Genomic DNA, 25,883 nt, shown 5'->3' with positions numbered 1-25,883 from the left:
TGGCGCAAGGGCGACGCCAGAGGTGCCACATCTCTATCGCAGCTGCTTTTCCACGATGGCGCAACGTGCGGTTTTCAGCCATCACGGAACACGCCCATGGATTACCATCCGAAATACCCCGAATACCCTGCACCCGGCGAGCCTTTCTCCCCAGAGCCGGCCAGTCATCCTGAACGGGTATTGCCGCGCGGCGAGCATAACCTGCTGTCGATCATTCCAGCCGCGCCTGAACAAGACGAGGAGATCCTGCCATCGATCGAGCAGTCTTTCGCACGCGAGCACATCGTGCTGCAAACGCCCCACGACTTCGCCGCCCAGACCCTGCGTACATTGCTCGATCAGCACGCTATCGACGATAGCGCCGATGACCTGATTCTGGCCACGCTGTACATCGACCAGGTGCACATCGAGCAAGGCCCGTGGAAGGCGCAACTGGCCCATGCCATGACCCTGCCACAGGCGATGCTCGGCAATTGGCAACAACGCGGCAGCGGTGACTCACTCGACCACCTGGGGCATCCGCTGGCCTGGCGCACGGATGGTTACGCGATCAGCGAGCTGGGCACGCTGGAGCCTGCCGAGCTGGCCAATAGCGAAGCCTACGACGCGGTGTATCGGCGCACCTCGCCGCAAGTCTATGGGCCGGACAACCAGATCGCGCTCGATCCTGCGACCTTCCAGCGGGCGGTATGGGACGCCGACCTGCAAAGCAAGTACATCGGTTATCTGCAACGTTTCTGGAGTCAGCACGAAAGCAACTATCCTCTGATGCTCAAGGGCAATGTCGTGCGTGCCGCCCTGCTCCAGCGCGACGAGGGCAGTCTCAGCCAGGCCCACGCCGAATTGGTCCTCAACAGCATGATGCTGCACAGCAACACCAGTTGGTCAGGCACCTCGATGCGCTACTTCGCCGACAACCCGATGTCTGAGCGGCATCAGGTCAGGCCCCTGCTGATTCATCGCTATGTGGCCACCGACATCGTCAGCTTTCAAAAGCAGGGTGAGGACGATGTGGTGCTGTACATCCCTGGCAATGCCTCCCCACTGCACGGCTTCGCTTCCCTCAAGGAGCTGCGGGAGTGGATCGGTCACACCTGCCGCGACCCGCGCAGGCGCGCCGTGCTGGCCAGCCACTTCAGTCGCAAGGATCGCCGCGACGGGGTCTTCTACAGTGGTGTGGACACCGCGCTACGCGGCCTGGGTGCTTATCCCAAGCGGCTCGACGACAGTACCGGGCTATGGTCGCTCAGCAGTACCATTCGCTTCGCAGCACCGCTCTACCCTCACACGTTCTCGTGCCTATGCGACGCCATCAAGGCACGTTTTTACAGCGACGCCGACTACGACATCAGCACTCAGGCCGACTATCAGCGCAAGCAGGTGGCATATGGCCTTGAGACTGCGACCAACGTCGTCGGCGCCATCGCCCTGGCAGTGCCGGCCCTGGATACCGTTGCCGCAGCGCTGGGTGTGGCACTGCTCGCGGCAGGCGCAGGAGAGATGATCGCCGCCAAGGACGCGACCGAAGCAGTCCAGGGCGGGCAACGTCTGGCCTTCGGTTTGCTCAATGCGCTGCCGCTGGTCGGCAAGGCCAGTCAACTGCTGGTTGCCAGAGAGTCCCTGCAGGGAGCGGCACTGGAGGCACTCGACGTCGCCGAGGCCGCCCAGCGACGGGAACTGATCCAGGCAAGCGAAGTGTCCCCCCAAGCCGACACCGGCGCGCACTGGCCGCTGCTGGCAGAATTTCAGGTTCAGCGTCCGGTACTGGACAGTCTCGCCCCTGAGCTGCGGGCAGGTCTCGCAGAGCTGAGGGTGACGCGCGAGGTACACGTCAGCGGCGGTGGTAAAGGGGTGTTCATCGACGATGGCAAGATGTACATCAACCTGCGCAAGGATGTGTACCGGGTGCAATGGCTCGAACACGAGCAGCAATTGCGTATCTGTGCCGAGAACGATCCTGCATCCCCTGGACCGTTCCTCACCGCGCTGGAGGACGGCTATTGGGATATTCAGCTGCGCTTTGGCCTGCGCGGCGGTGACTCGGCACGGCAGTTGCCCGTGCAGCGACTGCCAATACAGAGCGTCGACGGTATACAGCGCCAGCCCTTGCTGCCGCGGATCGAAACCACCTTGGCGCTTGACGACATCAGCGAGCAGAGCGATGGCTACATCGCCGACGTGCAACTGTCGCGGCGCCAGGCGCAGGCGCTGGAAATCGATGAGCGAAGCGTGCAGATGCCCGTGTGGTACGACGCCGACGCCGCAGCCTGGCGCATGTACTTCCAGGACTTGTACCTGTGGCGCGAAAAGCTGCCGTTTCGCGACAAGGTTCGCTGGAAGGCGGGCAGCGCCGAGCAATATGAACGCGTACGTCACCACCTGCCGGCTGAAACGCTGTTCGCCGACTACCGCTTCCCCGATCTGCCCCAGCTACCGCAGTCCGCCGAACCGATTTCCCGCGAGGTGCACATGATCTGGATCGGCGACAAGCCTGTGCCACACAAAATCGCCTGGAAGCTGCGCAAGAACCTCGACAAGGGCGGCTATCGCTTCATCATCCACCTCGATAACGAGCCGAGCGTGTTCGACGCCAATCGAGCGCTGTTCGAGTCTCTGGGCATCGAAGTGCAAGACCTGCGCGAGCAGGATTTCTTCACGCGCTTCAATGAAAATGCCGAGGGTCAGGCCTACCGTTATTTCCGTAATCCGCACAGCCCTGCGCGCAACTACGCAGCGGCGGCGGATTTTCTTCGTTATCGCCTGATCGAGGAATATGGCGGTTTGTACATGGACGTCGACGACGAGCTGCTCACGCTGCCGACAACGCCCTTGCACGCGGCGCCGCATGATGTACTGCTGGGCGGCAGTTACAAGATGCCGTGGAGCGGTAGGGTACGGGTGGGCAATTCGCACTTCGCCAGCCACCCTGGCAATCCAGTGCTCAGGCACCTACTGCAAACGGCCAACGAGCGATTCCAGCAGTTGCCGGAGTCGTTCCTCAGCACAGCGCGGCCGGTCCAGGAGGGGCCAGCTCTGAACGCGCACATGCAGGTGATTTCGACACTGGCAGGGCCGGATGCCTTCCACCAGGTGTTGTCCAGCGTGCGGCCCGATTACCTGCCGCTTCTGGATTATGTCGAAGGGCGTGCGGCGGTGCGCTCAGCCACCTACGACGCTCTGCACCGTGAGGCCTTGGATCACTACTTCCCGTTCAGGCTCAGCGGTCCGGCGCCAATCATGCCGGGCAGCGCTCACTCGTGGATCAGCCACTGACCGGGTCGTTGCGAAGAACGCCATGGCGGGCACAGAAGCCTTGCCATGGCGCTCGCTTCACGGGGCGTCTTGCACACAGCGCACGGCGCGCTTGCGATTGTCCACCAGCACGCCGGTCAGGCCCTTTTGCTGGGTATCGAACAGCACCAGCACGCCATCGATGCAATGGGCGACCTGTTCAGCCGGCGCCAGCGAAACTTTGTAGTCCTCGCCGGGTACGGTCTTGAGCATGGTGTAGTCCTGCAACAGCAAGGCATCTTCGGGTTTGGCGAAATGCAGGTAGCCGTAGTACCAGAGCGCACCGACGGTGACGAAGATGCTCGCCAGGCCAGTCAGGATCAGCGGGATGGCGTTGCGTTCTTCGCTCATTGCGGGGCTTTCTCGTCGGGGTAGTTGGGCACTTCGGCAAGACGCCGTAGGCCGTTGAAATGCGTGGGGTCGTCCATGAAACGCAGCATCACCTGCCGCCAGTTGGGATCGGCGAAGGTCTGCACATGGCCGCCACGGGTCAGTTGCAGCACCCTGGGCGGGGGCGCGTGCTGGTACAGGCGGATGCCGTTGTCCAACGGCACCAGGTTGTCGTCGATGCTGTGGAAGAACAGTTTGGGCGGGCTGTCGAGGCGTTCGATGGAACGGATCGCGCTGTCGCCGTCGGGCACCAGCCAGGCCAGCGGCACCTGCAACGGCCAGGTCAGCCAGGAGGTGCCCAGAGCATAGCGGCCGACATCTCGGTAACTGGCCGGCACCCCATCGAAAATCAGCGCCGTAAAGCGCTTGCGCTGCTCGGGGTGTTGCGCCAGGTAATGAATCGCCAGGGCACCGCCCAGGCTTTGCCCCAGCAAGTAACGCGGTGTGCCGCGCACTTCAGGGGCCTGGTCGAGCCAATCGAATGCCGCAGCCAAGTCCTGGTACACCGCCGGCAGGCTCGGTGTGCCCTGCGACAGGCCATAGCCACGGTAGTCGAGCATCAGCACCTGATAGCCCTGCTCGGGCAGCCAGTAGCTGCCGCCCAGATGGCCGGCCAGGTTGCCGCCATTGCCATGCAGGTGCAGCACCGTACCCTTGAGCGCAACCCCCTGTTTTGACGGCAGCCACCAGCCGTGCAGCTTCACGCCATCGGCGGTGGTCAGGGTCACATCACGCCAGGCGATGCCGGCCCGCTCGGGGGTGAATGGCTGGCCTGGCTCTGGGTAGAACAGCAGGCTGCTGCATCCGGCCGAAAGCAGCAGGGCACCGGCGACGAGCAGACCGCGCAGGCGCTTAGAGAATGTTCGCGTAGTCGGCTTCAATGCGGTCGAGGCTCAGGTGGTTGAGGAAGTTGGAGAAGCACATCCAGGCCGACAACGCATTGAGGTCGCGGAATTGCTCGGGCAGGTACTTGGGTGGCTCGACCAAGCCCTCTTCGACCAGCTGGCGCAGCGTGCGCATGTCTTCCAGGGTGGTCTTGCCGCAGAACAGCAGCGGTATCTGTTCCAGCTTGCCCTTCTTCACGGCCAACTGAATGTAGTTGTAAACCATGATGAAACCCTTGAGGTAGGACAAGTCCTTGGTAAACGGCAGGCCATTGGGCACCGAACCGCGGAACACCCGGCTGGCATTGCTGTAGCTGTTGCCCAGGTCGAAGCCCTGCTCGCGGAAGAAGGCATACACCTGCATGAAGTCGGCGCCCTCCTCGACCATGTGGATGGCGCGGGTGCGGTTGGTCAGCTTGCGCAGGCGGCTGGGGTAGGACGCGAAGGCGATGACTTCCATCAGAATGGCCAGGCCTTCCTGGGTCACCGTCGAAGAAGGCGGGCCCTTGGCCAGGAAAGTGCAGATCGGCTGACTGAGGCCGTTGAGGGTGGTGCCGACGTGCACCAACCCTTCGTGGACCTCCAGCGCGCGCACGTCGCGGCTGTTGAAGCGGGCATCGGCGCGCACCTTGATATAGTCGGCACCCGCCGCGGCGTCTGCGACGATACCGTCGGATTCGAACACGCGGATGGTGCCCTCGGCCTCACCGAACACCGTGTTCAGGCGCCGCTGGAGAATCTCCACCGCCTGCTTGGCGCTCAGATCCTTGGCTTCGTCCTTCAGATCACCGCGCCCGTCGATGTTGTCCAGGTAGTTCGACAGCATCAACCCCAGGTCCGCCAGGGTCGGATCACCGGCGTGGAACGCATCGGATGCAGCGCCGTAGAGCTCCTGGGAAATCAGGCCGAAGTCTTCGGTGCCGCGCGCTTCGAGCATGCGCACCACCATGCGGTATTCCTTGCACATGCGCCGCATGATCTGCCCGACCGGGTTGAACTGGCCCAGGCGTCGGGTAATGTCACGCTCGATGGCCTGGAATTCAGCTTTCACCGCGCTGGAATCGAAGCCCAGCGGGCGGTTCTGGTAATAGGCGCGATCGACCGCAGGCGCTGCCTTGCCCTTGGCGTCGAGGAAGGCCTGCTTGATGCTGTCGTCCCATTTCACCGCATCGAGCACGCGAATCGGTGTCTGCGCGGCGACGATGCGGTCGGACAGCGCGCGAATGGTCTGCTGGTATTCGTCCATCGAGGACTCCTTGAAGCGCTGGAATCACTGCTCCATGCGCTGGAAACGGGCGGCCTCGACGAACAGGTCGCTGTTGGCCGGATCATCCAGGTAGGCCTGGAGCTGGGAAGGCGGAGTGTCGATGCGCATGCCCGGGCCGTCGTCTGCCGCTACGTCGACGGCATGGCCTTCGAGCTCACCGGCCTCGACCGCCTGCCTGACCTGCTCGACATCCAGACTGTAGATGACCAGCTCACGACGCCCTACCAGGTCGAAGCCTGCGACGGTAAAGCCAGAACCGAAGGCAGCCGGGACCGCTGCCGAGGCATACCAGCGATGGCCTCGCTGCAGCACAGTGAACCGATAGCGCTGCGCCGGCTTGCCCTGGGCCTGGGCGGTCGCGGTATAGACGCCGGCCTTGTCGCGGCCGATGCTCAGGGTCAGTGGCTCGCCCCAGGCGTCCTGGCTGCGCCACTGCCCGAGCAGCGCCTTGGGCGCGCTGCCGGCGCCCGGCAAGGGTTCATCGAAGGTCACCAGACAACCGCCCAACAGCAGGAATGACAAGGCCAACAGCGCACGCCAGGGGTTCATCGGCTTCTCCAGAAAAAAGGGTCGCGCCTTACCCCGCTGCCAGCACCAGGTGCAGGTAACGGCTGAGGATCGCGAGCATTTGCCCATCGTCAGGCGTATCGGCCCGGCGCAGCAGGCCCTGATACTCCATCTGCTCGATCATCGCCGTCAACACCAGGGCGTCCTGCTCGGGCTGCGCCGAGCCAATCACCTCGAGCATCTGCCGCGCACCGTGCAAGAGGATCTGCTCATGGGCGCGCACCAGCTCGGCCAGGCGCGGGCAGAGCAGCGCCTCCTGGCGAAACGCCTGCTCGGCGATGAGAAAATCACGCCGGTTGAGCAACTGGCGACTGACGTAGTCGGCGGTCATCTGCGCGATCTCGTCAGCCAGCCGTGCCCGCGCAGCCGGGCTACCGTCGCCCTGGGCGATCAGCTCACGCAGCACGCCTTCGGTGGTCGCCCACAACTTGGCCATGTAATCGGCGCTGCGCGCGACGTACTGGGCGAAGGTATCGGTGAGCAGGTCTTCGATGTCCTTGAAGTAGTAGGTCGTGGCCGACAGCGGCACCTGCGCCTCGGCCGCCACCGCCCGATGCCGCACCCCGCGCACGCCATCACGCACGACAACGCGCATCGCCGCATCGAGAATCTTCTGCCGGCGCTGCTCGCTGCCCTGCCGGGCGGTCTTGCGACCCTGGTACTGCACGTTTTCAGCGACGGCGCTGGCGATACCGGCGGCGCCCTGGGAGACAAGTGAAGGGGACACGGCTCAACCTCAGTGGAGTGGCTAGCGGCGAGCGGCGAGCTGCAAGCTGCAAGCGCAAGCGCAAGCAAAAGCCGGTACGCATTTGGCTTTGGCTTGTAGCTTAAAGCTTGCAGCTCGCAGCTAAAAAAAGCCGCCCGTAGGGGCGGCTTCTCACTCAGGCCTGGGGACGCATGTGCGGGAACAGGATCACGTCGCGGATCGACGGCGAGTTGGTCAGCAGCATCACCAGGCGGTCGATGCCGATGCCCTCGCCCGCCGTTGGCGGCATGCCGTATTCCAGCGCCTGGACGAAATCGGCGTCGAAGTGCATGGCTTCGTCGTCACCGGCGTCCTTCTCGGCCACTTGGGCCAGGAAGCGCTCAGCCTGGTCTTCGGCATCGTTGAGCTCGGAGTAGGCGTTGGCGATCTCGCGGCCGCCGATGAACAACTCGAAGCGGTCGGTCACGGCCGGGTTGTCGTCGTTGCGACGGGCCAGCGGCGAGACTTCGAACGGGTACTCGGTGATGAAGTGCGGCTGCTCGAGCTTGTGCTCGACCAGCTCTTCGAAAATCATCACCTGCAACTTGCCCAGGCCTTCGTGGCCGAGCACCTTGGCACCGGCCTGCTTGGCGATGGCGCGCGCCTTGTCGACATCCTGCAGGTCAGCTGCGGTCAGTTCCGGGTTGTACTTGAGGATCGAGTCGAACACGCTCAGGCGGGCGAACGGTTCGCCGAAGTGGAACACCTTGTCGCCGTAAGGCACGTCGGTGCTGCCCAGCACCAGTTCGGCCAGCTCGCGGAACAGTTCCTCGGTGAGGTCCATGTTGTCGCGGTAATCGGCGTAGGCCTGGTAGAACTCGAGCATGGTGAACTCGGGGTTGTGCCGGGTCGAGACGCCTTCGTTGCGGAAGTTGCGGTTGATCTCGAAGACCTTCTCGAAGCCACCGACCACCAGGCGCTTGAGGTAAAGCTCAGGCGCGATGCGCAGGAACATGGCCATGTCCAGGGCATTGTGGTGGGTTTCGAACGGCTTGGCCGCCGCGCCGCCAGGGATGGTCTGCAGCATCGGTGTCTCGACTTCGAGGAAGTCGCGCTTGGCCAGGAAGCTGCGAATGTGCGAGATCACCTGCGAGCGCACGCGGAAGGTGTGGCGGGTTTCTTCGTTGACCATCAGGTCGACGTAGCGCTGGCGGTAGCGCTGCTCGGTATCGGTCAGGCCGTGGTGCTTGTCGGGCAGCGGGCGCAGCGATTTGGTCAGCAGGCGCACCTGGGTCATCTCGACGTACAGGTCGCCCTTGCCGGAACGGGCCAGGGTGCCTTCGGCGCTGATGATGTCGCCCAGGTCCCAGGTTTTCACCTCGGCCAGGGTTTCGGCCGGCAGGGTCTTGCGGTTGACGTAGACCTGGATGCGCCCGGTCATGTCCTGAATGACCATGAACGAGCCGCGGTTGAGCATGATACGACCGGCAACCTTGACCGGAATCGCTGCAGCTTCCAGGGCTTCCTTGGTCTGGTCGACGTATTGCTGCTGCAGGTCATTGCAGTAGCTGTCGCGGCGGAAGTCGTTGGGGAAGGCGTTGCCCTTGGCGCGCTCGGCGGCAAGCTTGCTCTTGCGCAGGGCGATCAGGGCGTTTTCTTCCTGCTGCAGGTCGGGGGTTGCGGTGTTCTGGTCGCTCATGTCGTCAGTCTTTCCATCAGGTATTCGTGGCCCTTGGCGGGCGAGGCGCGCGAGGCCGGGGGCGACCGGCCTGCGCGGCGGTGGTGTGCGGCTTACAGCCCCTGCTTGAGGCTGGCCTCCAGGTACTGGTCGAGGTCGCCATCGAGGACCTTCTGGCAGTCGCTGCGCTCGACGCCGGTGCGCAGATCCTTGATCCGCGAGTCGTCCAGCACGTAGGAGCGAATCTGGTGGCCCCAGCCGATGTCGGACTTGCTGTCTTCCAGGGCCTGGGAGGCGGCATTGCGTTTCTGCATTTCCAGCTCGTACAACTTGGCCCGCAGCATTTTCATGGCGGTGTCCTTGTTGGCGTGCTGTGAGCGTTCGTTCTGGCACGCGACCACGGTATTGGTCGGCACGTGGGTGATACGCACCGCAGAGTCGGTGGTGTTGACGTGCTGACCACCGGCGCCCGAGGAGCGGTAGGTGTCGATGCGCAGGTCGGACGGATTGATGTCGATCTCGACCTTGTCATCGATCTCGGGCGAGACGAACACCGCCGAGAACGAGGTGTGGCGACGCGCACCGGAGTCGAACGGACTTTTACGCACCAGACGGTGCACGCCGATTTCGGTGCGCAGCCAGCCGAACACGTATTCGCCCTTGATGTGCACCGTGGCGCCCTTGATGCCGGCCACTTCGCCTTCGGAGAGTTCGATGATGGTGGCGTCGAAGCCGCGCTTGTCGGCCCAGCGCAGGTACATGCGCAAGAGGATGTTGGCCCAGTCCTGGGCCTCGGTGCCGCCGGAGCCGGCCTGGATGTCCAGGTAGGCGTTGTTCATGTCCATCTCGCCGCTGAACATACGGCGGAATTCGAGCTGGGCCAGGGCTTCTTCCAGGCTCTGCAGTTCGCTTTCGACGTCGCTGACGGTGCCCTCGTCGTCTTCTTCGACGGCCATGTCGAGCAGGTCCTTGCAGTCGGCAAGGCCGTTGGCCATCTTGTCGAGGGTCTCGACCACCTGCGCCAGCATGGCGCGCTCGCGGCCCAGGGTCTGGGCGTATTCAGGCTTGTTCCACACGGCCGGGTCTTCCAGCTCGCGATTGACTTCGATCAGGCGGTCATGCTTTTGATCGTAGTCAAAGATACCCCCGAATCGACTGGGACCGCTCGTTGAGGTCCTTGATGGTATTGAGGATCGGTTGGATTTCCATGGGCGGCGGACTCTCTCGCAGGATTCGGTGAAAAGCCGCAGAGTATAAACCAGTCTGCACTATCGCGGCAGGCCCATCGGGCGCTCGGTAGCACGCCAGGCACCTCGGCCGCCGGCCCGTTCGTGATGCGCTTCAGGCCACCCCGACGCGGTTACGCCCTTCCTTCTTCGCCTGATACAGCCCCTTGTCGGCCGCCGAAATCAATTGCCGGCACAGGCTGCCGATTTCCGGGGTCTGGGTGGCAAGACCAATGCTCACAGTCAGGCGCGAATCGGCCGCTGGGGTGGTATGCGGGATGTCCAGCGCCAGCACGGTCTGGCGCAGTTTCTCGGCCACCAGGCGCGCGCCACCCGGCGAGGTGTTGGGCAGTACCAGGGCGAACTCCTCACCGCCATAGCGCGCCGGCAGGTCGCTTGGACGGGCGCAGGAACGGCGGATGGCATCGGCCACCTGGCGCAGGGCTTCGTCGCCGGCCAGGTGGCCAAAGGTGTCGTTGAACGACTTGAAGTAGTCGACATCGATCATCAGCAGCGACAGCTGATTCTGCTCGCGCATGGCGCGGCGCCATTCCAGTTCCAGGTATTCATCGAAGTGACGGCGGTTGGATAACCCGGTGAGGCCGTCGGAGTTCATCAGCCGCTGCAGCATCAGGTTGGTGTCGAGCAACTGCTGCTGGCTCACGCGCAGCGCGCGGTAGGCTTCATCGCGTTGCAGCAGGGTCAGGTACGAGCGCGAGTGATAGCGGATGCGCGCTACCAGTTCGATGGTGTCGGGCAGCTTGACCAGGTAATCGTTGGCCCCGGCAGCGAACGCCGCGCTCTTGACCAGCGGGTCTTCCTTGGTCGACAGGACGATGATCGGAATGTCCTGGGTCGCCGGGTTGTTGCGGTACTCGCGCACCAGCGTCAGGCCATCCAGGCCCGGCATGATCAAGTCCTGCAGGATCACCGTCGGCTTGATGCGAATGGCCTGGGCCACCGCCTGGTGCGGGTCGGCGCAGAAGTGGAAATCGATGTTTTCCTCGTTGGCCAGACCGCGGCGCACCGCCTCGCCGATCATCGCCTGATCGTCGACCAGCAAGACCATCGCCGAATTCTCGTTGCTGGCGTTGAAACCCTCGAGCAGTAGATCATTCATGCCTATTCACCAGGTCATTGCCGGTCATGCGGCACGACTCAAATATCGTCATTTCGAAAAGACTTCCGTAAGTCGCCCGGCGATACGCTCCAGCGGGCGGATTTCCACCGCGGCGTCGATCGCCGCGGCAGCCTTGGGCATGCCGTACACCGCACTGCTGAGCTGGTCCTGGGCGATGGTCAGAAAGCCCTGCTCGCGCATCAGTTTCAGGCCCTGGGCGCCGTCCCGGCCCATGCCGGTCAGCAACACGCCCACCGCCTCGCCGTTCCAGTAGCGCGCCACGCTCTCGAAGAACACATCGATCGAGGGCCGGTAGATTTCATTCACAGGCTCCGGGGTATAGGCCAGCTGGCCATTGTGCAGCAGACGGATGTGATGATTGGTGCCGGCCAGTAATACGTGCCCAGCCTGCGGCGGCTCGCCCTCGCGGGCCAGGCGCACCGGCAACCCGGAGACCCCGCTGAGCCACTCGGCCATGCCGGCGGCGAACACCTGGTCGACATGCTGCACCAGCACGATGGCGGCCGGAAAATCCTTGGGCAGGGCCTTGAGCAGTACCTCGAGCGCGGCCGGGCCGCCGGCCGATGAGCCAATCGCCACCAGCGCGCGGCGCTGCACGTCGTGGCGCTGCGTCGAGGGCATCGCTCGCGGCGCGCTGGGCCGCTGCTGGCCGATCAGCCAGCCAATGTTGAAAATCTTGCGCAACAGTGGCGCCGCTGCCTCGCGGGCATCACCTGCGCCCAGCGACGGGGTGTCGACCACATCCAGGGCGCCATGGCCCATGGCCTCGAACACCCGGTGCACGTTCTGCTTGCGGTCGACGGTGACGATGACGATGGCGCACGGGGTGTCGGCCATGATCTGCCGGGTCGCCTCGACGCCGTCCATCACCGGCATGATCAGGTCCATCAGAATCAGGTCCGGGATCTGCTCGCGGCAGCGCGCGACGGCCTCGGCGCCGTTGCCGGCGACCCAGATCACCTCATGCGCGGGCTCGAAGGCGATGGCCCGGCGCAGTGCCTCCACGGCCATGGGCATGTCATTGACGATGGCGATTTTCATCCTTGCGCCCCTCCAATCAGCTCGACCACCGCATCCAGCAGCGCGTCATCATGGAAGCTGGCCTTGGCCAGATAATAGTCGGCGCCAGCATCCAACCCGCGGCGGCGGTCTTCCTCGCGGTCCTTGTAGGACACCACCATCACCGGCAATGACTGCAACCGATTGTCGCGCCGCACCAAGGTCACCAGCTCGATACCGTCCATGCGCGGCATGTCGATGTCGGTGATCAACAGGTCGAAGTCCTCGCTGCGCAAGGCGTTCCAGCCATCCATGCCATCCACCGCCACGGCCACGTCATAGCCGCGGTTGCCCAGCAGCTTGCGCTGCAGCTCACGCACCGTCAGCGAGTCATCGACCACCAGCACGCGCTTGCGCACCAGCCCGCGGCCGCCCTGCGGACTGCGTTCGATGCGCTCGAGTCGGCCGGTGCTGAGCAGCTTCTCGACCGAGCGCAGGAGGTCTTCGACGTCGATGATCAGCACCACCGAGCCGTCGTCGAGCAGCGCCCCGGAGGAAATATCCTGAACCTTGCCCAGGCGCGCATCGAGCGGCATCACCACCAGCACCCGTTCACCCACCAGGCGCTCCACGGCCACGCCATACAGTTGCTCGCGCTCGCGGATCACCACCACGCGCAGACTGCTGCGCTCGCCCTGGGTGGGAGGGCGATTGAGCAACTGGCTGGCAGCGACCAAACCGATGTGCCGGCCCTCATGCCAGAAGTGCTGACGCCCTTCGATCTGCACGATGTCTTCGGCGGCCACATCGAGGGTGCGTTCGATGTGCGCCAGCGGGAAGGCATAGGCTTCACCGCCGACGTCGACCACCAAGCTGCGCACCACCGACAGGGTCAATGGCACCTGGATATGGAAGCAACAGCCGTGGCCCGGCTGTTGGGTCAGCTCGATGGCGCCGCGCAGGTTGCGCACCATGTGCTGCACCGCATCCAGTCCAACGCCCCGCCCCGAGACTTCGGTGACGGTGTCGCGCAGACTGAATCCGGGCAGGAAGAGGAAGGTCAGCAGTTCGGCCTCGCTCATCTGCGTCACTGTTTCGGCCGGCGACAGCGCGCGCTCGATGATGCTCTGGCGCAAGCGCTGCAGGTCGATGCCGGCGCCGTCGTCAGTGAGTTCCAGCACCAGTTGCCCGGCTTGGTGCGAGGCGCGCAGACGGATTTCGCCGGCAGCGGGCTTGCCGGCCAGCAGGCGCCGCTCGGGCAATTCGATGCCATGGTCGACGGCGTTGCGCAGCAGGTGGGTCAGCGGCGCTTCGAGTTTTTCCAGCACGTCGCGGTCGACCTGGGTCTTGTCGCCGTCGATGTGCAGCGTCACCTGCTTGCCCAGCGAGCGGCCCAGGTCGCGAACCATGCGGCTCTGCCCGCTGAGGACATCGGCGAACGGGCGCATGCGACAGGCCAGCGCCGTGTCGTAGAGCAGTTGCGCGCGCTGGCTGGCCTGCCAGCCGAATTCGTCGAGGTCGGCCGCCTGCTGGGCGAGGATGTCCTGGGTTTCGCCGAGCATGCGCTGGGTCTGCGCCAGCGCTTCGAGCACTTCCGGGCTTTGCCCGCCCAGTTCGAGCTGCGCACGCAGGCCATCGAGGGCGCGCATGCCCTGCCCGTGCATGCGCTTGAGGCGTTGCAAGGTCGCCAGATAGGGTTTCAGACGCTGGGTTTCCACCAGCGACTTGCTCGACAGATCGAGCAGGCTGTTGAGCCGATCGGCGGTGACCCGCAACACCCGCTCACCGCCCTCGCCTGCGCCAGTGCGGCGCGGCGTCGCCGACACCGGTACATCGGAAAGCTCGCCAGGTGCAGGAGCGGGCGCGACGGGTGCGGGCGGCGAGGTGTTCGCTACAGGCGCACTGGCCACCGCCGGCGCAGGCCACGCGGCCCCGGCAAGGCTGCCCGGGTCGAGCAGCGCCGCCATCTGCGCCAGAAACGGCGCCACGCCAGCGCCGCTGGTGCTATCGGCCGGGGTGGCGATGCGCATCAGCAGGTCAGTGCCTTGCAGCAGCGCATCGATGTGTTCCGGGCTCAGCCGCAGCCGCCCTTCCTGCGCCGCCACCAGGCAATCTTCCATGACATGGGCGACGCTGACCCCGGCATCGATGCCAACGATGCGCGCCGCGCCCTTGAGCGAGTGGGCAGCGCGCATGCACGCTTCGAGCTGATCGGCCTGGGTCGGACTGCGCTCCAGCGCCATCAGGCCGGCATTGAGCACCTGGGTCTGCGCCTCGGCTTCCAGGCTGAACAGTTCGAGCAACGAGGCATCGCGCATTTGCTCGGGGGTCATGACAGGCTCCGCTTGACTGCCGCCATTAGCTGACGCTCATCCAGCACCCGCACGCTGCGTCCGCGCCAGTGCAATACGGCCAAGGTGAACGCTGCCGATGAAGGGTCTGTCGACAGGCGCGTCGGGTCGAGGCGGTGGATGCCATCCACCTCATCCACCGGCAGCACCACCGGGCCGCCGTCGGCGGCGAGGATCAACATGCGCGGCAGGCTGCGTGTAGCACGCTCGGGCGCTGCGCTGGCATCGATCTCCAGCAGTTGCGCCAGCGACAGGCATGGCACCAGCGCACCGCGCACATTGACCACCCCTTGCAAGGCCCGCGAACGCTGGTGCGGCAAGGCGTGCACGGTCTGCGTCGGGGCGATCTCGGCAAGGCTTGCGGTGGCCAACGCCAACCATTCCTCGCCCAGGCGCAGCAGCAGCATCGAGCGGCCCGTTGCGCTGGCCACCTCGGCCGGAGCCGGCGCTTGCTCGTCGGTCATCAGGGCGTAGCGGTCGAGCAGCCGTGTAGCCGCTGCGGCATACACCTCGCAGTTGCGGCAGTGAATGTGTCGCGCCAGCAGCGGGCACTGCTTGTCGCCGCGCACGCCGATGCGGTTCCAGCAATCGTCAATGGCTTCATCGCCCTGCGCCAGCACCCCAGCCGAATCGCTATCGATCATCGTTCAGGCTCCCGTCCGGCCCGTGCCGCACGTTCCTGCAGGCGCCGCGCACCGACCGCATCACCCTGGGCCGCGAGCAAAGTCGCCAGGTGCATCAGCGCCTCGGGGTGCTGCGGCTGCAGGTACAGCGCCTTGCGGTAATGGCCGATGGCCTGGGCGGCATCGCCCTGGGTATCGCTGAGCAGGCCGAGCCAGTAATACACCTGGGCGTGCGGGGCGAATTGCTGCAAGTAGCGTAGGCAACTGGCCTGCGCTTCACGGCTCTCGCCGGCATTGGCCTGACGGGTGATCTGCGCCAGCAGCGCCGCCTCGCCGACCGGCGCCGGGGCGGGAGCTGGCTCGACCAGCGGCGCCGGCCGCGCGCGATGCAGCGCACGTGGCGCAGGTGGCGCAGGTGTCGCAGGTGCCGGCGCGGCAGGCGCTGCCGCCCAGCTAGCGACAGGCTTGGCCGGGGCGCTGGGCAGCGCTGCGGCAACCACCGGCGGCTGGCTGTGGCGCACGTAGGCGAACGATTGGGCGATGCCCAGCGGACGCATGCCCAGGCGCGCCAGCAGGCTGCCCTCGGCCGGGCCGATGAACAACACGCCGCTGGCGTGCATCAGTTGTTTGAGCACTTCGAACACCCGCTGCTGGGTCGGCACATCGAAATAGATCAGCAGGTTGCGGCAGAACACGAAGTCGTACAGCCCTTCGCGGCCGCGCAGCGCCGGGTCGAGCACATTGCCGACCTGCAGCCTGACCTGCTCGCGCACCCGCTCGCTGAGCCGGTAACCCTCCTCGCCCACATCGAAATGCCGTTCACGGAACGCCAGTTCGCTGCCGCGGAACGAGTTGCGGCCATACACGGCCTGTTGCGCCCTGGCGATCGACAGCGGGCTGATGTCCATTGCCTCGACACTGAAGCTGCCCGCGGCAAGACCGCTGTCGAGCAGCGCCATGGCAATCGAATAGGGCTCTTCGCCGGTCGAACAGGGCAGGCTCAGAAGACGCAGCGGCCGGGCGCCGGCCAGTTCGCCCTGGCGCTTGTGTGCCAGGCTGGCCAGCGCGGCGAAGGATTCGGGATAGCGGAAGAACCAGGTTTCCGGAACGATCACCGCCTCGATCAATGCCTGCTGCTCGGTCGCCGACTGCTGCAAGTGCAGCCAGTAGTCGTCCAGATCGCGCGCCTGCACCGCGCCGCTGCGCTGGCGCAGGGCACGCTCGACCATTGCCGCGCCGACCGACTCGACATCGAGGCCGATACGCTGTTGCAGAAAACGGTGAAAGCGGTTGTCACTCATGGGCTAGCTGCTCGTTGCCGAGGGGATACAGCTGCAGGCGCACGGCTTCAGGCAGCAGCTCATCGACCTGGATGCGTTGCAGCAGGCCTTCAGCGTCCTGGCGCACCGGGCCCAGGTACGGCGCCTCACGGTTGTCCAGGCCATAGGGCTGAAACTCATCCGGGGCGCAGCGCAGGGTCTGGCTGGCCTGCTCCAGGATCAGCCCCAGTTGCAGGTCACGGCCGTCGCGGGGTCGATAGTGCACCAGCACCAGGCGCGTGCTGGTGCGCTGACGCGAAGGCACGGCGAAAGTCAGTTGCGCCAGGTCGATCACCGGCAGCAACAGGCCGCGATGGGCGAGCACCCCGGCGACCCAGGCAGGCGCCTGGGCAATCGGCTTGAGCGGGCGGTGGTGAAGCACCTCGACGACCTCGCGCACATCCAGCGCGAAGCGTTCTCGGCCAAGCCGAAACAGCAGGTACAACGCACTCTGACGTGCGCCCGCCTCGACCACTGCACCCCGGGGTTCGCTCATGGCCTGCTCAGACTTTGAAGCGCGACACGCCGCCGCGCAGGCCCGCGGCCACCTGGCTCAGCTCGTCGATGGCGAAGCTGGCCTGGCGCAGCGACTCGACCGTCTGCGTGCTGGCATCGCTGAGCTGGGCCAGCGCCTGGTTGATCTGCTCGGCACCGGTGGCCTGGGCCTGCATGCCTTCGTTGACCATCAGCACCCGCGGGGCCAGGGCCTGGACCTGATGGATGATCTGCGTCAGTTGCTCACCGACCTGGGTCACTTCGAACATGCCGCGGCGCACCTCCTCGGAGAACTTGTCCATGCCCATCACCCCCGCCGATACCGCCGACTGGATCTCGCGCACCATTTGCTCGATGTCGTAGGTGGCGACCGCAGTCTGGTCGGCCAGGCGACGCACTTCGGTGGCGACCACGGCGAAACCGCGGCCGTACTCGCCGGCCTTTTCGGCCTCGATGGCGGCGTTGAGCGAGAGCAGGTTGGTCTGGTCGGCGACCTTGACGATGGTCACCACCACCTGATTGATGTTGCCGGCCTTCTCGTTGAGGATGCCCAGCTTGGCGTTGACCAGCTCGGCGGCGCCCATTACCTGATGCATGGTGTCTTCCATGCGCGCCAGGCCCTGCTGGCCGGCACCGGCCAGGCTCGAGGCCTGGTCGGCGGCCCCGGTGACTTCGCTCATGGTGCGCACCAGGTCACGCGAGGTGGCGGCGATCTCGCGCGAGGTGGCGCCGATTTCGGTGGTGGTCGCGGCGGTTTCGGTGGCCGTGGCCTGCTGCTGCTTGGAGGTGGCAGCGATTTCGGTTACCGAGGTGGTCACCTGCACCGACGAGCGCTGAGCCTGTGACACCAGGCTGGCGAGCGCCTCGGCCATTTCGTTGAAACCGGTTTCGATGGCGCCGAATTCGTCCTTGCGCGATAGGTTCAGGCGCATGCTCAGGTCGCCCGAGCGCAGCCGGTCGAGGGCCTGGACGATCTTGTGCATCGGGTCGAAGATCGCCCGCATCAGCAGCAGGCCACAGATGCCCGCAGCGAGAATGGCCAGGGCCAGCGACACCATCATGCTCACCTTGGCCGTGGCTACCGCAGCGACGATGTCGCTGGTGGCCTGGTTGGCGCGGTCGCGGTTGCGCTCGATGACTTCGTTCAGGTGCCGCCGCCCCTCCACCCAGACCGGCGTCAGCACTTCGATGATCAGCCGTTCGGCTTCCACGTAGTTCTGCTCGCGGTAGGCTTGCAGCACCTGATTGACCAGGCCGACGTACTGCTGCTCCATGGCCACGAAGGCTTCATAGCTGACCTGGTCTTCGCTGCTGCGGATGGTGCGTTGGTAGCTGGCCATCGACTGGCGCAAGCGCTCTTCGAAGCTCTTGAACATCTCGACGTCGGCGTTGCTGATCTCGCGATGACGCGACAGGCCCACCAGTTGCTGACTGCTGACATAGCTGTCGACCCAGGCGCTGCGGATCATCGAGCTGTAGTAGACCCCGGGAATGCTGTCCGAGCCGACCGCCTCTTCACTGGCTTCGATGGCCACCAGGCGCGAATAGGCCGCCACGATCATCAGCAACATGATGGCGATGATCACGGCGAAACTCGCCAGGATCCGTTGGCGCATGGTCCAGTTCTTCACAGTCAGCCCTCGGAAATACTCTACGAGCGGGGAAAAATCGCCAGAGTATAGCCCAGGGTTCCTACGTAATTCCGGGAGAAATTCCCGGTTTGAAGGGATTGGCTCCTACAAAACAGGTCAACCGCAGCCCAGCCCTGCCCCACCCACGATCACCCCGCCAACTGACGCTGCGCTTCCAGTTCCTGGCGCAGGTCCGGGTCGAGGCGCAGTTGCCTGGCCAGCTCGTCCAGGTAGGCGCGCTCCATGAAGTTTTCCTGATCGACCATCATCAGGCTGGCAAGGTACATCTCGGCGGCCATTTCCGGGGTTTGTGCAGCGAGTGCCACGTCCGCCGGGTCCAGCGGCTTGTTCAGTTCGGTGTGCAACCACTGGCGCAGCTCGGCGTCGCTGTCCAGGCGGGTGAATTCGCCCTCGATCAGCTCGCGTTCGCGCTCATCGACATGGCCATCGGCCTTGGCTGCAGCCACCAGCGCGCGCAACACGGCCTGGCTGTGCTGTTCGGCTTCAGCGGCTGGCAGGCGGTCGACGGTCTGCGGCTCGCGCTGAGGCGCGCCGGCCTGTTTGGCCTGCCAATTGCCGTAGGCCTTGTAGGCCAGTACACCCAGCGCGGCCAGGCCGCCGTAGGTGATGACCTTGCCACCGAGCTTGCGGGTCTTCTTGTTGCCCAGCAGTGCACCGAGCGCTCCGGCGCCCAGTGCCTTGCCTCCGACACCCGACAACAGACCACCCAGCCCGGAACCCAATCCGGAGCCCGAGCCTGAGCCTTTGCCAGTGTGCTGTTGAAGCAGGTCCTGACCGGATTTGAGCAGTTGATCGAGCAAGCCACGCGTATTCATGCCAGCGTCTCCATGGACAAGGGAATCATGCTCAGGATCGGACAGGCAGACCCGCACCCGGTTCTCTGGCGAGCGCCGGGCGGGTGGCGAGATGTGCGTCTGGATGTTGCCGTGGCGCCGGCACGCTCCATCAGGAACGTGCCGCTGACAACGGCGTGGGCCGCGACAGGTCAGTCGCGCAGGTCTGACTCGTGGATCGGGCTGGAACGACTGGTGGCACGCTGGTACTGCGCGGGCCAGGTGGCCTTGTGTCCGCCCAAGTCATCATCAGCATGCAGCGGCCAGTAAGGGTCGCGCAGCAGCTCGCGGGCAAGGAAGATCAGATCGGCCTGGCCGGTGCGCAGGATGTGTTCGGCCTGGGCCGGCTCGGTGATCATGCCAACGGTGCCGGTGGCGATTTCCGACTCCTTGCGCACCCGCTCGGCGAAGCGAGTCTGGTAACCCGGGCCGGTGGGAATCTCGGCGTTGACCGAGGTGCCGCCCGAGGAGACGTCGATCAGGTCGACACCGATGGCGCGCAGGCGCCTGGCAAGTTCCACGGTTTCATCAGGGTTCCAGCCGTCCTCCACCCAATCGGTAGCCGACACGCGCACGAACAACGGCAGCTCGGCTGGCCAGACGTCACGTACGGCCTGGGTCACTTCAAGGGTCAGGCGGATGCGATTTTCGAAGCAGCTGCCGTATTGGTCGCGGCGCTGGTTGCTCAGCGGCGACAGGAATTGGTGCAGCAGGTAGCCGTGCGCGGCATGCACCTCGACCACCTTGAAGCCTGCGGCCAGGGCGCGGCGCGCAGCGTCGGTAAAGGCCTGCACGACCTCGGCAATGTCGTGCTCGCTCAACTCGCGCGGCGCGGCATGTTCAGGGTCGAAGGCAATCGGCGAAGGACCGACCGGCTGCCAGCCGCCCTCCTCTGCGCTGAGGCTGCCATGCTTGCCCAGCCACGGCCGATGGGTGCTGGCCTTGCGCCCGGCATGGGCCAGTTGCACGCCGGGGATACTGCCTTGCGCGGTGATGAAACGGGTGACCCGTTGCAGCGGCGCGATCTGTTCGTCGTTCCACAGGCCAAGGTCTTCTGCGGTGATACGACCATCGGCCGTCACCGCCGTGGCTTCGGCGATGACCAGTCCCGCGCCCCCGACCGCGCGGCTGCCCAGATGCACCAGGTGCCAGTCGTTGGCCAGGCCATCGAGCGCCGAGTACTGGCACATCGGTGATACGGCAATGCGGTTGGGCAGGGTCAGCTGACGCAGGGTGTAGGGCTCTAGCAGCAGGCTCATGAAAGACCTCCCATGACTCCAAGAAGAAATGCGACCCGGACACTCGTCAATCCCCTCGATCCGGTGCCGCTCCTGTGAGACTAGACCAGTTTGCCCCGGCCAATGGTTCCCGCGGATTTGCCCAGCCTCGGCCTGCGCGGGCCGAGACCGGCCAGGTGCCTGGGCTCAGCGCGGTTCGATATGGGCGATCAGCAGTTGCACGCTTTCATTGCCGCGAAACTCGTTGACGTCCAGCTTGTAGGCCAGCTCGACCCAGCGCACGCTGGGGTTGGGCCACACTTCACGATCGACGCCAAAGGCGATGCCGTCCAGGCGCAGCGAGCCGCATTCGCTCTTGAGCACCACCTTCAGATGGCGCTCACCGACGATGCGCTGCTCGACCAGCTGGAACACGCCATGGAACAGCGGCTCGGGGAAATGCTGCCCCCACGGCCCGGCATTGCGCAGCGCACGGGCCAGGTCAAGGTGAAATTCCTCCACCGCCAAGGTGCCATCGGAGAGCAATCGACCGGTCAGGTCGTCCTCCACCAATTGTCGGCGCACCTCGGCATCGAAGGCCTTGGCAAAATCAGTGAAGTGCTCGCTGGGCAGCGACAGGCCCGCGGCCATGGCATGCCCGCCGAACTTGCTGATCAGCGCCGGATGGCGGGCGGCCACCGCATCCAGCGCGTCACGGATATGCAACCCCGGAATCGAGCGCGCCGACCCCTTGAGCATGCCCTCGCCAGCGTCGGCGAAGGCGATGGTCGGCCGGTGGTAACGCTCTTTCAGTCGCGAGGCGAGGATGCCGATCACCCCCTGGTGCCATTCGGCCTCGAACAGGCACAGGCCGTAGGGCATGTCCTCCAGCGGCAGGTCCTTGAGCTGGGCCAGGGCTTCGCGCTGCATGCCCTGCTCGATCGACTTGCGGTCCTGGTTGAGGCCGTCCAGTTGCTGGGCCATATCCAGGGCCAGGCCCGGGTCATCGCACAGCAGGCACTCGATGCCCAGGCTCATGTCGTCCAGGCGTCCGGCAGCGTTCAGCCGTGGGCCGAGGATGAAGCCCAGGTCGGTGGAGGTGATGCGCCCAGGCTCACGCCGCGCCACTTCGAGAATCGCCTTGATGCCCGGCCGCGCGCGCCCCTCACGAATGCGTTGCAGACCCTGATGGACCAGAATCCGATTGTTTGCATCCAGCGGCACCACGTCGGCCACGCTGCCCAACGCCACCAGGTCGAGCAGTTCGCGCAGGTCTGGTTGCGCCTGCTCGCCGTAGCGACCCAGCGTGCGCAACTGCGCCCGCAACGCCATCAGCACGTAGAAGATCACCCCGACGCCGGCCAGGGCCTTGCTGGGGAACTCGCAACCGGGCTGGTTGGGGTTGACGATGGCGTCGGCGGCGGGCAGTTGCGGGCCTGGCAAGTGGTGGTCGGTGACCAGCACCTTGAGCCCCGCCGCCTTGGCCGCGGCCACGCCTTCGACGCTGGAGATGCCGTTGTCGACCGTCATCAGCAACTGCGGCTGACGCTGCAGGGCGACTTCGACGATCTCCGGGGTCAGGCCGTAGCCGTACTCGAAGCGGTTCGGCACCAGGTAGTCGACCTCGGCGGCGCCCAACATGCGCAGGCCCAGTACCCCGACCGTGCTGGCGGTGGCGCCATCGGCGTCGAAATCCCCGACGATGAGGATGCGCTGGCGCTGGTCGATGGCCTCGACCAGCAATTGCACCGCGGCATCGATGCCTTTGAGCCGCTCGTACGACAGCAGATGCTTGAAGGTTTTATCCAGTTCGGCTTCGCTCTGCACGCCACGGGCGGCGTACAGGCGAGTCAGCAGCGGCGGCAGATTGCCAAGTGATGGCAACGGTGAAGGCAGTGCACGGGGTTCGATACGCATGGGGTCTTCAGGTGTTTCCTTGTGAGTCGGTTCAGCCGCGTTCGCCGAGCAGCCATTGCAGCTGCACTTCGTGCTGGCCGTGGTCGTCGGTGACGAACACGGTGCCCTCGCTGATCATCACGTCCCACTTGATGGTGCGCGGCATGTTGTTGGCGAGGGTTTCCAGCACCTCTTGCGGGACGGCGGCGATGTTCAGGTTCTTCAGCGACTTCACCGCCGGCACCACCTTGCCTTCCCACACACGCAAGCTGCCATAGGCCAGCAGGCTGGTGCGTTCGGTGCGCCGCGAACACCAGGTCAGGCGTTCGGCGTCCGGCTGGCCCACCTCGATCCAATGCAGAATGCGGTCATCCAGGCTCTTTTCCCACAGCGCAGCTTCATCGACGTCTGACAGACCGCGACCGAACGACAACTGCTCGTTGTACCAGAGCGCGTAGGCCAACAAGCGTACCGCCATGCGCTCTTCGGTTTCCGAAGGGTGCCGGGCGATGGTCTGGCGCACATTTTCGTACACGCCACGGTCAAGGTCGGTGAGGTTGAGTTCGAATTTGTAGGTGGTGGACGGCTGGGCCATAGGAAGGGGCTTCGTGCTCGCGAAAAAAAGTACGCCAGTCTAACCGATCCGCCCCCGCAGCGTTCGTCTGTCGCGTGCGCGTAGGGCTGCGCTTGCGCGTGTCCGGCCCCGCGCTGCCAGGGGAAAAAAGAAACCCCGGCCGCTGGGGTAGTCGACCGGGGTTCAAGCAAGAAGCCATCTGGGCTTCCCGTGGCAGCGTCTCGCTACCGGAGCAAAGCATCGAGACGGGTGCCAATGATGTATCTGACGCTTGCGTCAGGCGAAGGTTCCTTGCGGCAGTTTCTGATGCTGCAAGGCGGCGATGACGCACGGTTGCAGGCGCCCTTCGGCGATTTGCAGGTCACGGTGCAGGCCGTCGACCAGATCGACCAGCAGGCGGCGATCTTCCAGCTGGCGCAGGCTGACCTGGCATTTCAAGGTTTCCGCACCCTGGCGGTTGAATACGGTCAGCAGGCGCTGGCCGCTGGCATCTTCGTCACTGAGGCGAGTGTGGTAGGGGGACAGCGCATCGTTGAGCAGTCTGCAGATTCTTTCCATCCGGCGTACTCGCTTGTTGTGTTGGATACAGTCGTACTGACCTGCAAGCGAAGCGGAAAGTTCGGCGCTGGGCGCTCATCAGCGGGCGTATTCGACGGCCACGGGACGGCTGTGCAGCGGCAAAGGCCGGGCGATGCCGTCGAGCCGCTGCAAAGCCATGCGCAGGCCATTGGCCGACAGCGGCCAGTCCAGCTCACCCACCACCCACAAGCCTTGTTGACGCGCCAGATGGGCGAAGTCCTGGCAGGCACTGTCGGGCTGCCCGACGAACAACAACGCCGGTGTGCGCCGCGTTCCACCCAGTCGCTCCAGCAGGGCCTTGCCGGCCCGCGCTGGCATGCGCTGGTCGAGCATCAGCAGGTCTGGCGCCCTGCCCGCCTCGAAACGCTCGGGTATCGCGCGCAGGTCGTCGCACAGGCGCACATCGAATACGCCTTGGGCGTTGCAGGCCTGGTGCAGGGTGATCTGGTGAAAGGAATGCTGTTGGTGGATCAGGACGGTCAGCCGTTTCATGAGTCGCGCCTCGATGCCGTGGGGCAGCCGGAAAGACCCGACACTCTAGGCAAGCAGGCAACGGTTCTATATAGGAAAACGGCGAAATGATGCGGCGATGCGTCTGAAGCGAATGTCGATACAGCCATCAACCTGCGGCACGCTACGCTGTGCAGACGCAATGGGCAGCACCTGGCGGCGCTCCCCATTGCGGCCTATCGAGTTACAGCGGCTTGCCGCGGTTACCGTGCTGGCTGACGAACGCCTGAACGGCTTTCAGGTCATTGGCCAACACCGTGCAACGCTCTTCACGGCTGAACAGATCGCTCAGGTGAGGTGGCAGTTCCAGCGCCTTGCCGACGCCAGCCTTCTCCACCGCTTCCGGGAACTTGACCGGATGCGCGGTGCCCAGCACCACCATCGGCGTGTCCAGGCTGCGGCGGCATTCGCGGGCCGCGCGCACGCCAATGGCGGTGTGCGGATCGAGGACTTCACCGGTGCTGGCGAAGACCTCGGCGATGGTTTCGCAGGTTTGCTCATCGCTGACCGCCAGCGAGTCGAACAGCTTGCGCGCCTCGCTCCAGCGATCGTCGTCGACGCTGAAGCCACCGCCCTGACGGAAGGTGTCCATCAGCCCGGCAATCGCTGCACCGTTGCGACCGTGCAGGTCGAACAGCAGGCGCTCGAAGTTGGACGAGACCATGATGTCCATCGACGGCGACAGGGTGGCGTGCAGGGTTTCCTTGACGTACTGGTTGCCGCTCATGAAGCGGTGCAGGATGTCGTTGCGGTTGGTCGCCACCACCAGTTGGCTGATCGGCAGGCCCATGTTGCGCGCCAGGTAGCCGGCGAAGATGTCGCCGAAGTTGCCGGTCGGCACCGAGAACGCCACCGAACGCGCCGGGCCACCGAGCTGCAGGGCGGCGTGGAAGTAGTAGACGATCTGGGCCATGATCCGCGCCCAGTTGATCGAGTTGACCGCCACCAGGCGCGTGCCCTTGAGGAACGACTGGTCGGCGAAGCTGGCCTTGACCATCTCCTGGCAGTCGTCGAAGTTGCCTTCGATGGCGATGTTGTGAATGTTTTCGCCGAGGATGGTCGTCATCTGCCGGCGCTGCACCTCAGACACACGCTGATGCGGGTGAAGGATGAATATGTCGACGTTGTCGCACTGGCGGCAGCCTTCGATAGCGGCAGAACCGGTGTCACCACTGGTGGCGCCGACGATCACCACACGCTCGTTGCGCTTGGCCAGCACATGGTCGAGCAGGCGGCCGAGCAGTTGCAGGGCGAAGTCCTTGAACGCCAGGGTCGGACCATGGAACAGCTCCATGACCCATTCATTGCCATTGAGCTGGCGCAGCGGCGCCACGGCCGCGTGGGCGAAGGCGCCGTAGGTCTGCTCGAGAATCTGCTTGAAATCGGCATCGGCGATGCTGCCGGCAACGAACGGGCGCATCACCCGGAAGGCCAGCTCGTGGTACGGCAGGCCGGCCCAGGAGGCGATCTCTTCCTGGGTGAAGCGCGGCAGGTTCTCTGGCACGTAGAGGCCGCCATCACTGGCAAGGCCCGCCAGCAAGACATCTTCGAAGTTCAGGGCCGGCGCCTGGCCGCGGGTACTGATATAGCGCATGGGGGGGCAAACCTTTGGTTTGAGTGGCGAGCTTGTAGCTGCAAGCTGCAAGTAAAAGCCGATCGGCGTTTTCCCGCGAGCTGCACTCAGGCGTCGCCACGTAATTAATCTT

The 25,883-nt window shown here is 64.9% G+C and carries 22 protein-coding genes; 1 reads left to right on the top strand and 21 read right to left on the bottom strand.

Going from position 1 to position 25,883, the window contains the following annotated elements; translation table 11 throughout:
* Positions 1-96 precede the first annotated feature (96 nt).
* Positions 97-3,273, top strand: coding sequence for a dermonecrotic toxin domain-containing protein (locus H618_RS0111985; protein WP_081673767.1), 3,177 nt, complete (start codon positions 97-99; stop codon positions 3,271-3,273).
* Between the two features lie 57 nt (positions 3,274-3,330).
* On the opposite strand, the gene H618_RS0111980 is transcribed toward H618_RS0111985, so the two are convergent.
* The 21 genes from H618_RS0111980 to thrC all read right to left on the bottom strand — a co-directional run bounded on the left by H618_RS0111980 (position 3,331) and on the right by thrC (position 25,771).
* Positions 3,331-3,642, bottom strand: a complete 312-nt coding sequence (locus tag H618_RS0111980; RefSeq protein WP_028695299.1) for a PA3694 family proteiin — start codon at positions 3,640-3,642, stop codon at positions 3,331-3,333.
* The gene (locus H618_RS0111975; protein WP_028695298.1) at positions 3,639-4,562 is read right to left on the bottom strand and encodes an alpha/beta hydrolase; all 924 of its coding nucleotides are present in this window, start codon (positions 4,560-4,562) and stop codon (positions 3,639-3,641) included. The genes H618_RS0111980 and H618_RS0111975 overlap by 4 nt, the downstream gene beginning before the upstream one ends.
* Positions 4,534-5,811, bottom strand: coding sequence for a flavohemoglobin expression-modulating QEGLA motif protein (locus H618_RS0111970; protein WP_028695297.1), 1,278 nt, complete (start codon positions 5,809-5,811; stop codon positions 4,534-4,536). Before H618_RS0111970 ends, H618_RS0111975 begins: the two co-directional genes overlap by 29 nt.
* Positions 5,812-5,835: 24 nt before the next feature.
* Entirely contained in the window at positions 5,836-6,381 is a 546-nt protein-coding gene (locus H618_RS0111965; protein ID WP_028695296.1) for a hypothetical protein, read from the bottom strand.
* A gap of 28 nt (positions 6,382-6,409) precedes the next feature.
* A complete protein-coding gene (locus H618_RS0111960; protein ID WP_028695295.1) occupies positions 6,410-7,126 on the bottom strand; it encodes a TetR/AcrR family transcriptional regulator in 717 nt (238 codons plus the stop codon).
* Positions 7,127-7,280: 154 nt separating this feature from the next.
* A complete protein-coding gene (gene lysS / locus H618_RS0111955; protein WP_028695294.1) occupies positions 7,281-8,783 on the bottom strand; it encodes a lysine--tRNA ligase in 1,503 nt (500 codons plus the stop codon).
* A gap of 92 nt (positions 8,784-8,875) precedes the next feature.
* Positions 8,876-9,971, bottom strand: a protein-coding gene (gene prfB / locus H618_RS22770; protein ID WP_154660653.1) for a peptide chain release factor 2 whose coding sequence is annotated in 2 segments (ribosomal slippage) — positions 8,876-9,898 and positions 9,900-9,971 — 1,095 coding nt in all. Because the reading frame shifts where the segments join, the coding sequence is not laid out codon by codon here.
* A gap of 132 nt (positions 9,972-10,103) precedes the next feature.
* A complete protein-coding gene (locus H618_RS0111945) occupies positions 10,104-11,108 on the bottom strand; it encodes a response regulator (protein WP_028695292.1) in 1,005 nt (334 codons plus the stop codon).
* 48 nt (positions 11,109-11,156) lie between these two features.
* Positions 11,157-12,170 (bottom strand): chemotaxis response regulator protein-glutamate methylesterase, encoded by a 1,014-nt coding sequence (cheB, locus tag H618_RS0111940; protein ID WP_028695291.1) that lies wholly within the window; start codon positions 12,168-12,170, stop codon positions 11,157-11,159.
* Positions 12,167-14,461, bottom strand: a complete 2,295-nt coding sequence (locus H618_RS0111935) for a hybrid sensor histidine kinase/response regulator (RefSeq protein ID WP_028695290.1) — start codon at positions 14,459-14,461, stop codon at positions 12,167-12,169. The genes cheB and H618_RS0111935 overlap by 4 nt, the downstream gene beginning before the upstream one ends.
* Positions 14,458-15,120 carry a chemotaxis protein CheW gene (locus tag H618_RS0111930; protein WP_028695289.1) on the bottom strand — a complete coding sequence of 221 codons (663 nt, stop codon included), beginning with the start codon at positions 15,118-15,120 and terminating at the stop codon, positions 14,458-14,460. Before H618_RS0111930 ends, H618_RS0111935 begins: the two co-directional genes overlap by 4 nt.
* Positions 15,120-16,403: a CheR family methyltransferase gene (locus H618_RS0111925; RefSeq protein ID WP_028695288.1), complete on the bottom strand. Its 1,284-nt coding sequence runs from the start codon at positions 16,401-16,403 to the stop codon at positions 15,120-15,122. The genes H618_RS0111930 and H618_RS0111925 overlap by 1 nt, the downstream gene beginning before the upstream one ends.
* Complete coding sequence (locus H618_RS0111920; protein WP_028695287.1) at positions 16,396-16,917, bottom strand: chemotaxis protein CheW; 522 nt, start codon at positions 16,915-16,917, stop codon at positions 16,396-16,398. The genes H618_RS0111925 and H618_RS0111920 overlap by 8 nt, the downstream gene beginning before the upstream one ends.
* Before the next feature lie 7 nt (positions 16,918-16,924).
* Complete coding sequence (locus H618_RS0111915; protein WP_425414187.1) at positions 16,925-18,487, bottom strand: methyl-accepting chemotaxis protein; 1,563 nt, start codon at positions 18,485-18,487, stop codon at positions 16,925-16,927.
* Between the two features lie 209 nt (positions 18,488-18,696).
* Positions 18,697-19,383: a tellurite resistance TerB family protein gene (locus H618_RS0111910; RefSeq protein ID WP_028695285.1), complete on the bottom strand. Its 687-nt coding sequence runs from the start codon at positions 19,381-19,383 to the stop codon at positions 18,697-18,699.
* 170 nt (positions 19,384-19,553) lie between these two features.
* On the bottom strand, positions 19,554-20,660 hold the full coding sequence (locus H618_RS0111905) for an NADH:flavin oxidoreductase/NADH oxidase (protein ID WP_028695284.1): 1,107 nt from the start codon (positions 20,658-20,660) through the stop codon (positions 19,554-19,556).
* A 165-nt stretch (positions 20,661-20,825) separates the two neighbouring features.
* Complete coding sequence (gene recJ, locus H618_RS0111900) at positions 20,826-22,535, bottom strand: single-stranded-DNA-specific exonuclease RecJ (RefSeq protein ID WP_028695283.1); 1,710 nt, start codon at positions 22,533-22,535, stop codon at positions 20,826-20,828.
* Positions 22,536-22,566: 31 nt separating this feature from the next.
* A complete protein-coding gene (locus H618_RS0111895; protein WP_028695282.1) occupies positions 22,567-23,109 on the bottom strand; it encodes a YaeQ family protein in 543 nt (180 codons plus the stop codon).
* A gap of 255 nt (positions 23,110-23,364) precedes the next feature.
* On the bottom strand, positions 23,365-23,646 hold the full coding sequence (locus H618_RS0111890; RefSeq protein ID WP_028695281.1) for a DUF3509 domain-containing protein: 282 nt from the start codon (positions 23,644-23,646) through the stop codon (positions 23,365-23,367).
* A gap of 78 nt (positions 23,647-23,724) precedes the next feature.
* Positions 23,725-24,159 carry an ANTAR domain-containing protein gene (locus H618_RS21645; protein WP_050577299.1) on the bottom strand — a complete coding sequence of 145 codons (435 nt, stop codon included), beginning with the start codon at positions 24,157-24,159 and terminating at the stop codon, positions 23,725-23,727.
* A gap of 202 nt (positions 24,160-24,361) precedes the next feature.
* Entirely contained in the window at positions 24,362-25,771 is a 1,410-nt protein-coding gene (thrC, locus tag H618_RS0111880) for a threonine synthase (protein ID WP_028695280.1), read from the bottom strand.
* Positions 25,772-25,883: the final 112 nt, after the last annotated feature.

This window comes from Pseudomonas cremoricolorata DSM 17059 = NBRC 16634 (assembly GCF_000425745.1).
Taxonomy (GTDB): domain Bacteria; phylum Pseudomonadota; class Gammaproteobacteria; order Pseudomonadales; family Pseudomonadaceae; genus Aquipseudomonas; species Aquipseudomonas cremoricolorata.
The sequence above is the reverse complement of the archived record's forward strand: the minus strand, read 5'-3'. Positions and strand labels throughout refer to the sequence as shown.

Excerpts from the sequence above, each read along its gene's own strand:
- H618_RS0111980 (WP_028695299.1), bottom strand. The coding sequence starts at position 3,642 with ATGAGCGAAGAACGCAACGCCATCCCGCTGATCCTGACTGGCCTGGCG.
- H618_RS0111920 (WP_028695287.1), bottom strand. The coding sequence starts at position 16,917 with ATGAGCGAACCCCGGGGTGCAGTGGTCGAGGCGGGCGCACGTCAGAGT.
- H618_RS21645 (WP_050577299.1), bottom strand. The coding sequence starts at position 24,159 with ATGAAACGGCTGACCGTCCTGATCCACCAACAGCATTCCTTTCACCAG.
- H618_RS0111895 (WP_028695282.1), bottom strand. The coding sequence starts at position 23,109 with ATGGCCCAGCCGTCCACCACCTACAAATTCGAACTCAACCTCACCGAC.
- cheB (WP_028695291.1), bottom strand. The coding sequence starts at position 12,170 with ATGAAAATCGCCATCGTCAATGACATGCCCATGGCCGTGGAGGCACTG.
- H618_RS0111925 (WP_028695288.1), bottom strand. The coding sequence starts at position 16,403 with ATGAGTGACAACCGCTTTCACCGTTTTCTGCAACAGCGTATCGGCCTC.
- H618_RS0111985 (WP_081673767.1), top strand. The coding sequence starts at position 97 with ATGGATTACCATCCGAAATACCCCGAATACCCTGCACCCGGCGAGCCT.
- H618_RS0111945 (WP_028695292.1), bottom strand. The coding sequence starts at position 11,108 with ATGAATGATCTACTGCTCGAGGGTTTCAACGCCAGCAACGAGAATTCG.
- lysS (WP_028695294.1), bottom strand. The coding sequence starts at position 8,783 with ATGAGCGACCAGAACACCGCAACCCCCGACCTGCAGCAGGAAGAAAAC.
- thrC (WP_028695280.1), bottom strand. The coding sequence starts at position 25,771 with ATGCGCTATATCAGTACCCGCGGCCAGGCGCCGGCCCTGAACTTCGAA.
- H618_RS0111970 (WP_028695297.1), bottom strand. The coding sequence starts at position 5,811 with ATGGACGAATACCAGCAGACCATTCGCGCGCTGTCCGACCGCATCGTC.
- H618_RS0111915 (WP_425414187.1), bottom strand. The coding sequence starts at position 18,487 with ATGTTGCTGATGATCGTGGCGGCCTATTCGCGCCTGGTGGCCATCGAA.
- H618_RS0111890 (WP_028695281.1), bottom strand. The coding sequence starts at position 23,646 with ATGGAAAGAATCTGCAGACTGCTCAACGATGCGCTGTCCCCCTACCAC.
- H618_RS0111910 (WP_028695285.1), bottom strand. The coding sequence starts at position 19,383 with ATGAATACGCGTGGCTTGCTCGATCAACTGCTCAAATCCGGTCAGGAC.
- recJ (WP_028695283.1), bottom strand. The coding sequence starts at position 22,535 with ATGCGTATCGAACCCCGTGCACTGCCTTCACCGTTGCCATCACTTGGC.
- H618_RS0111935 (WP_028695290.1), bottom strand. The coding sequence starts at position 14,461 with ATGACCCCCGAGCAAATGCGCGATGCCTCGTTGCTCGAACTGTTCAGC.
- H618_RS0111965 (WP_028695296.1), bottom strand. The coding sequence starts at position 6,381 with ATGAACCCCTGGCGTGCGCTGTTGGCCTTGTCATTCCTGCTGTTGGGC.
- H618_RS0111905 (WP_028695284.1), bottom strand. The coding sequence starts at position 20,660 with ATGAGCCTGCTGCTAGAGCCCTACACCCTGCGTCAGCTGACCCTGCCC.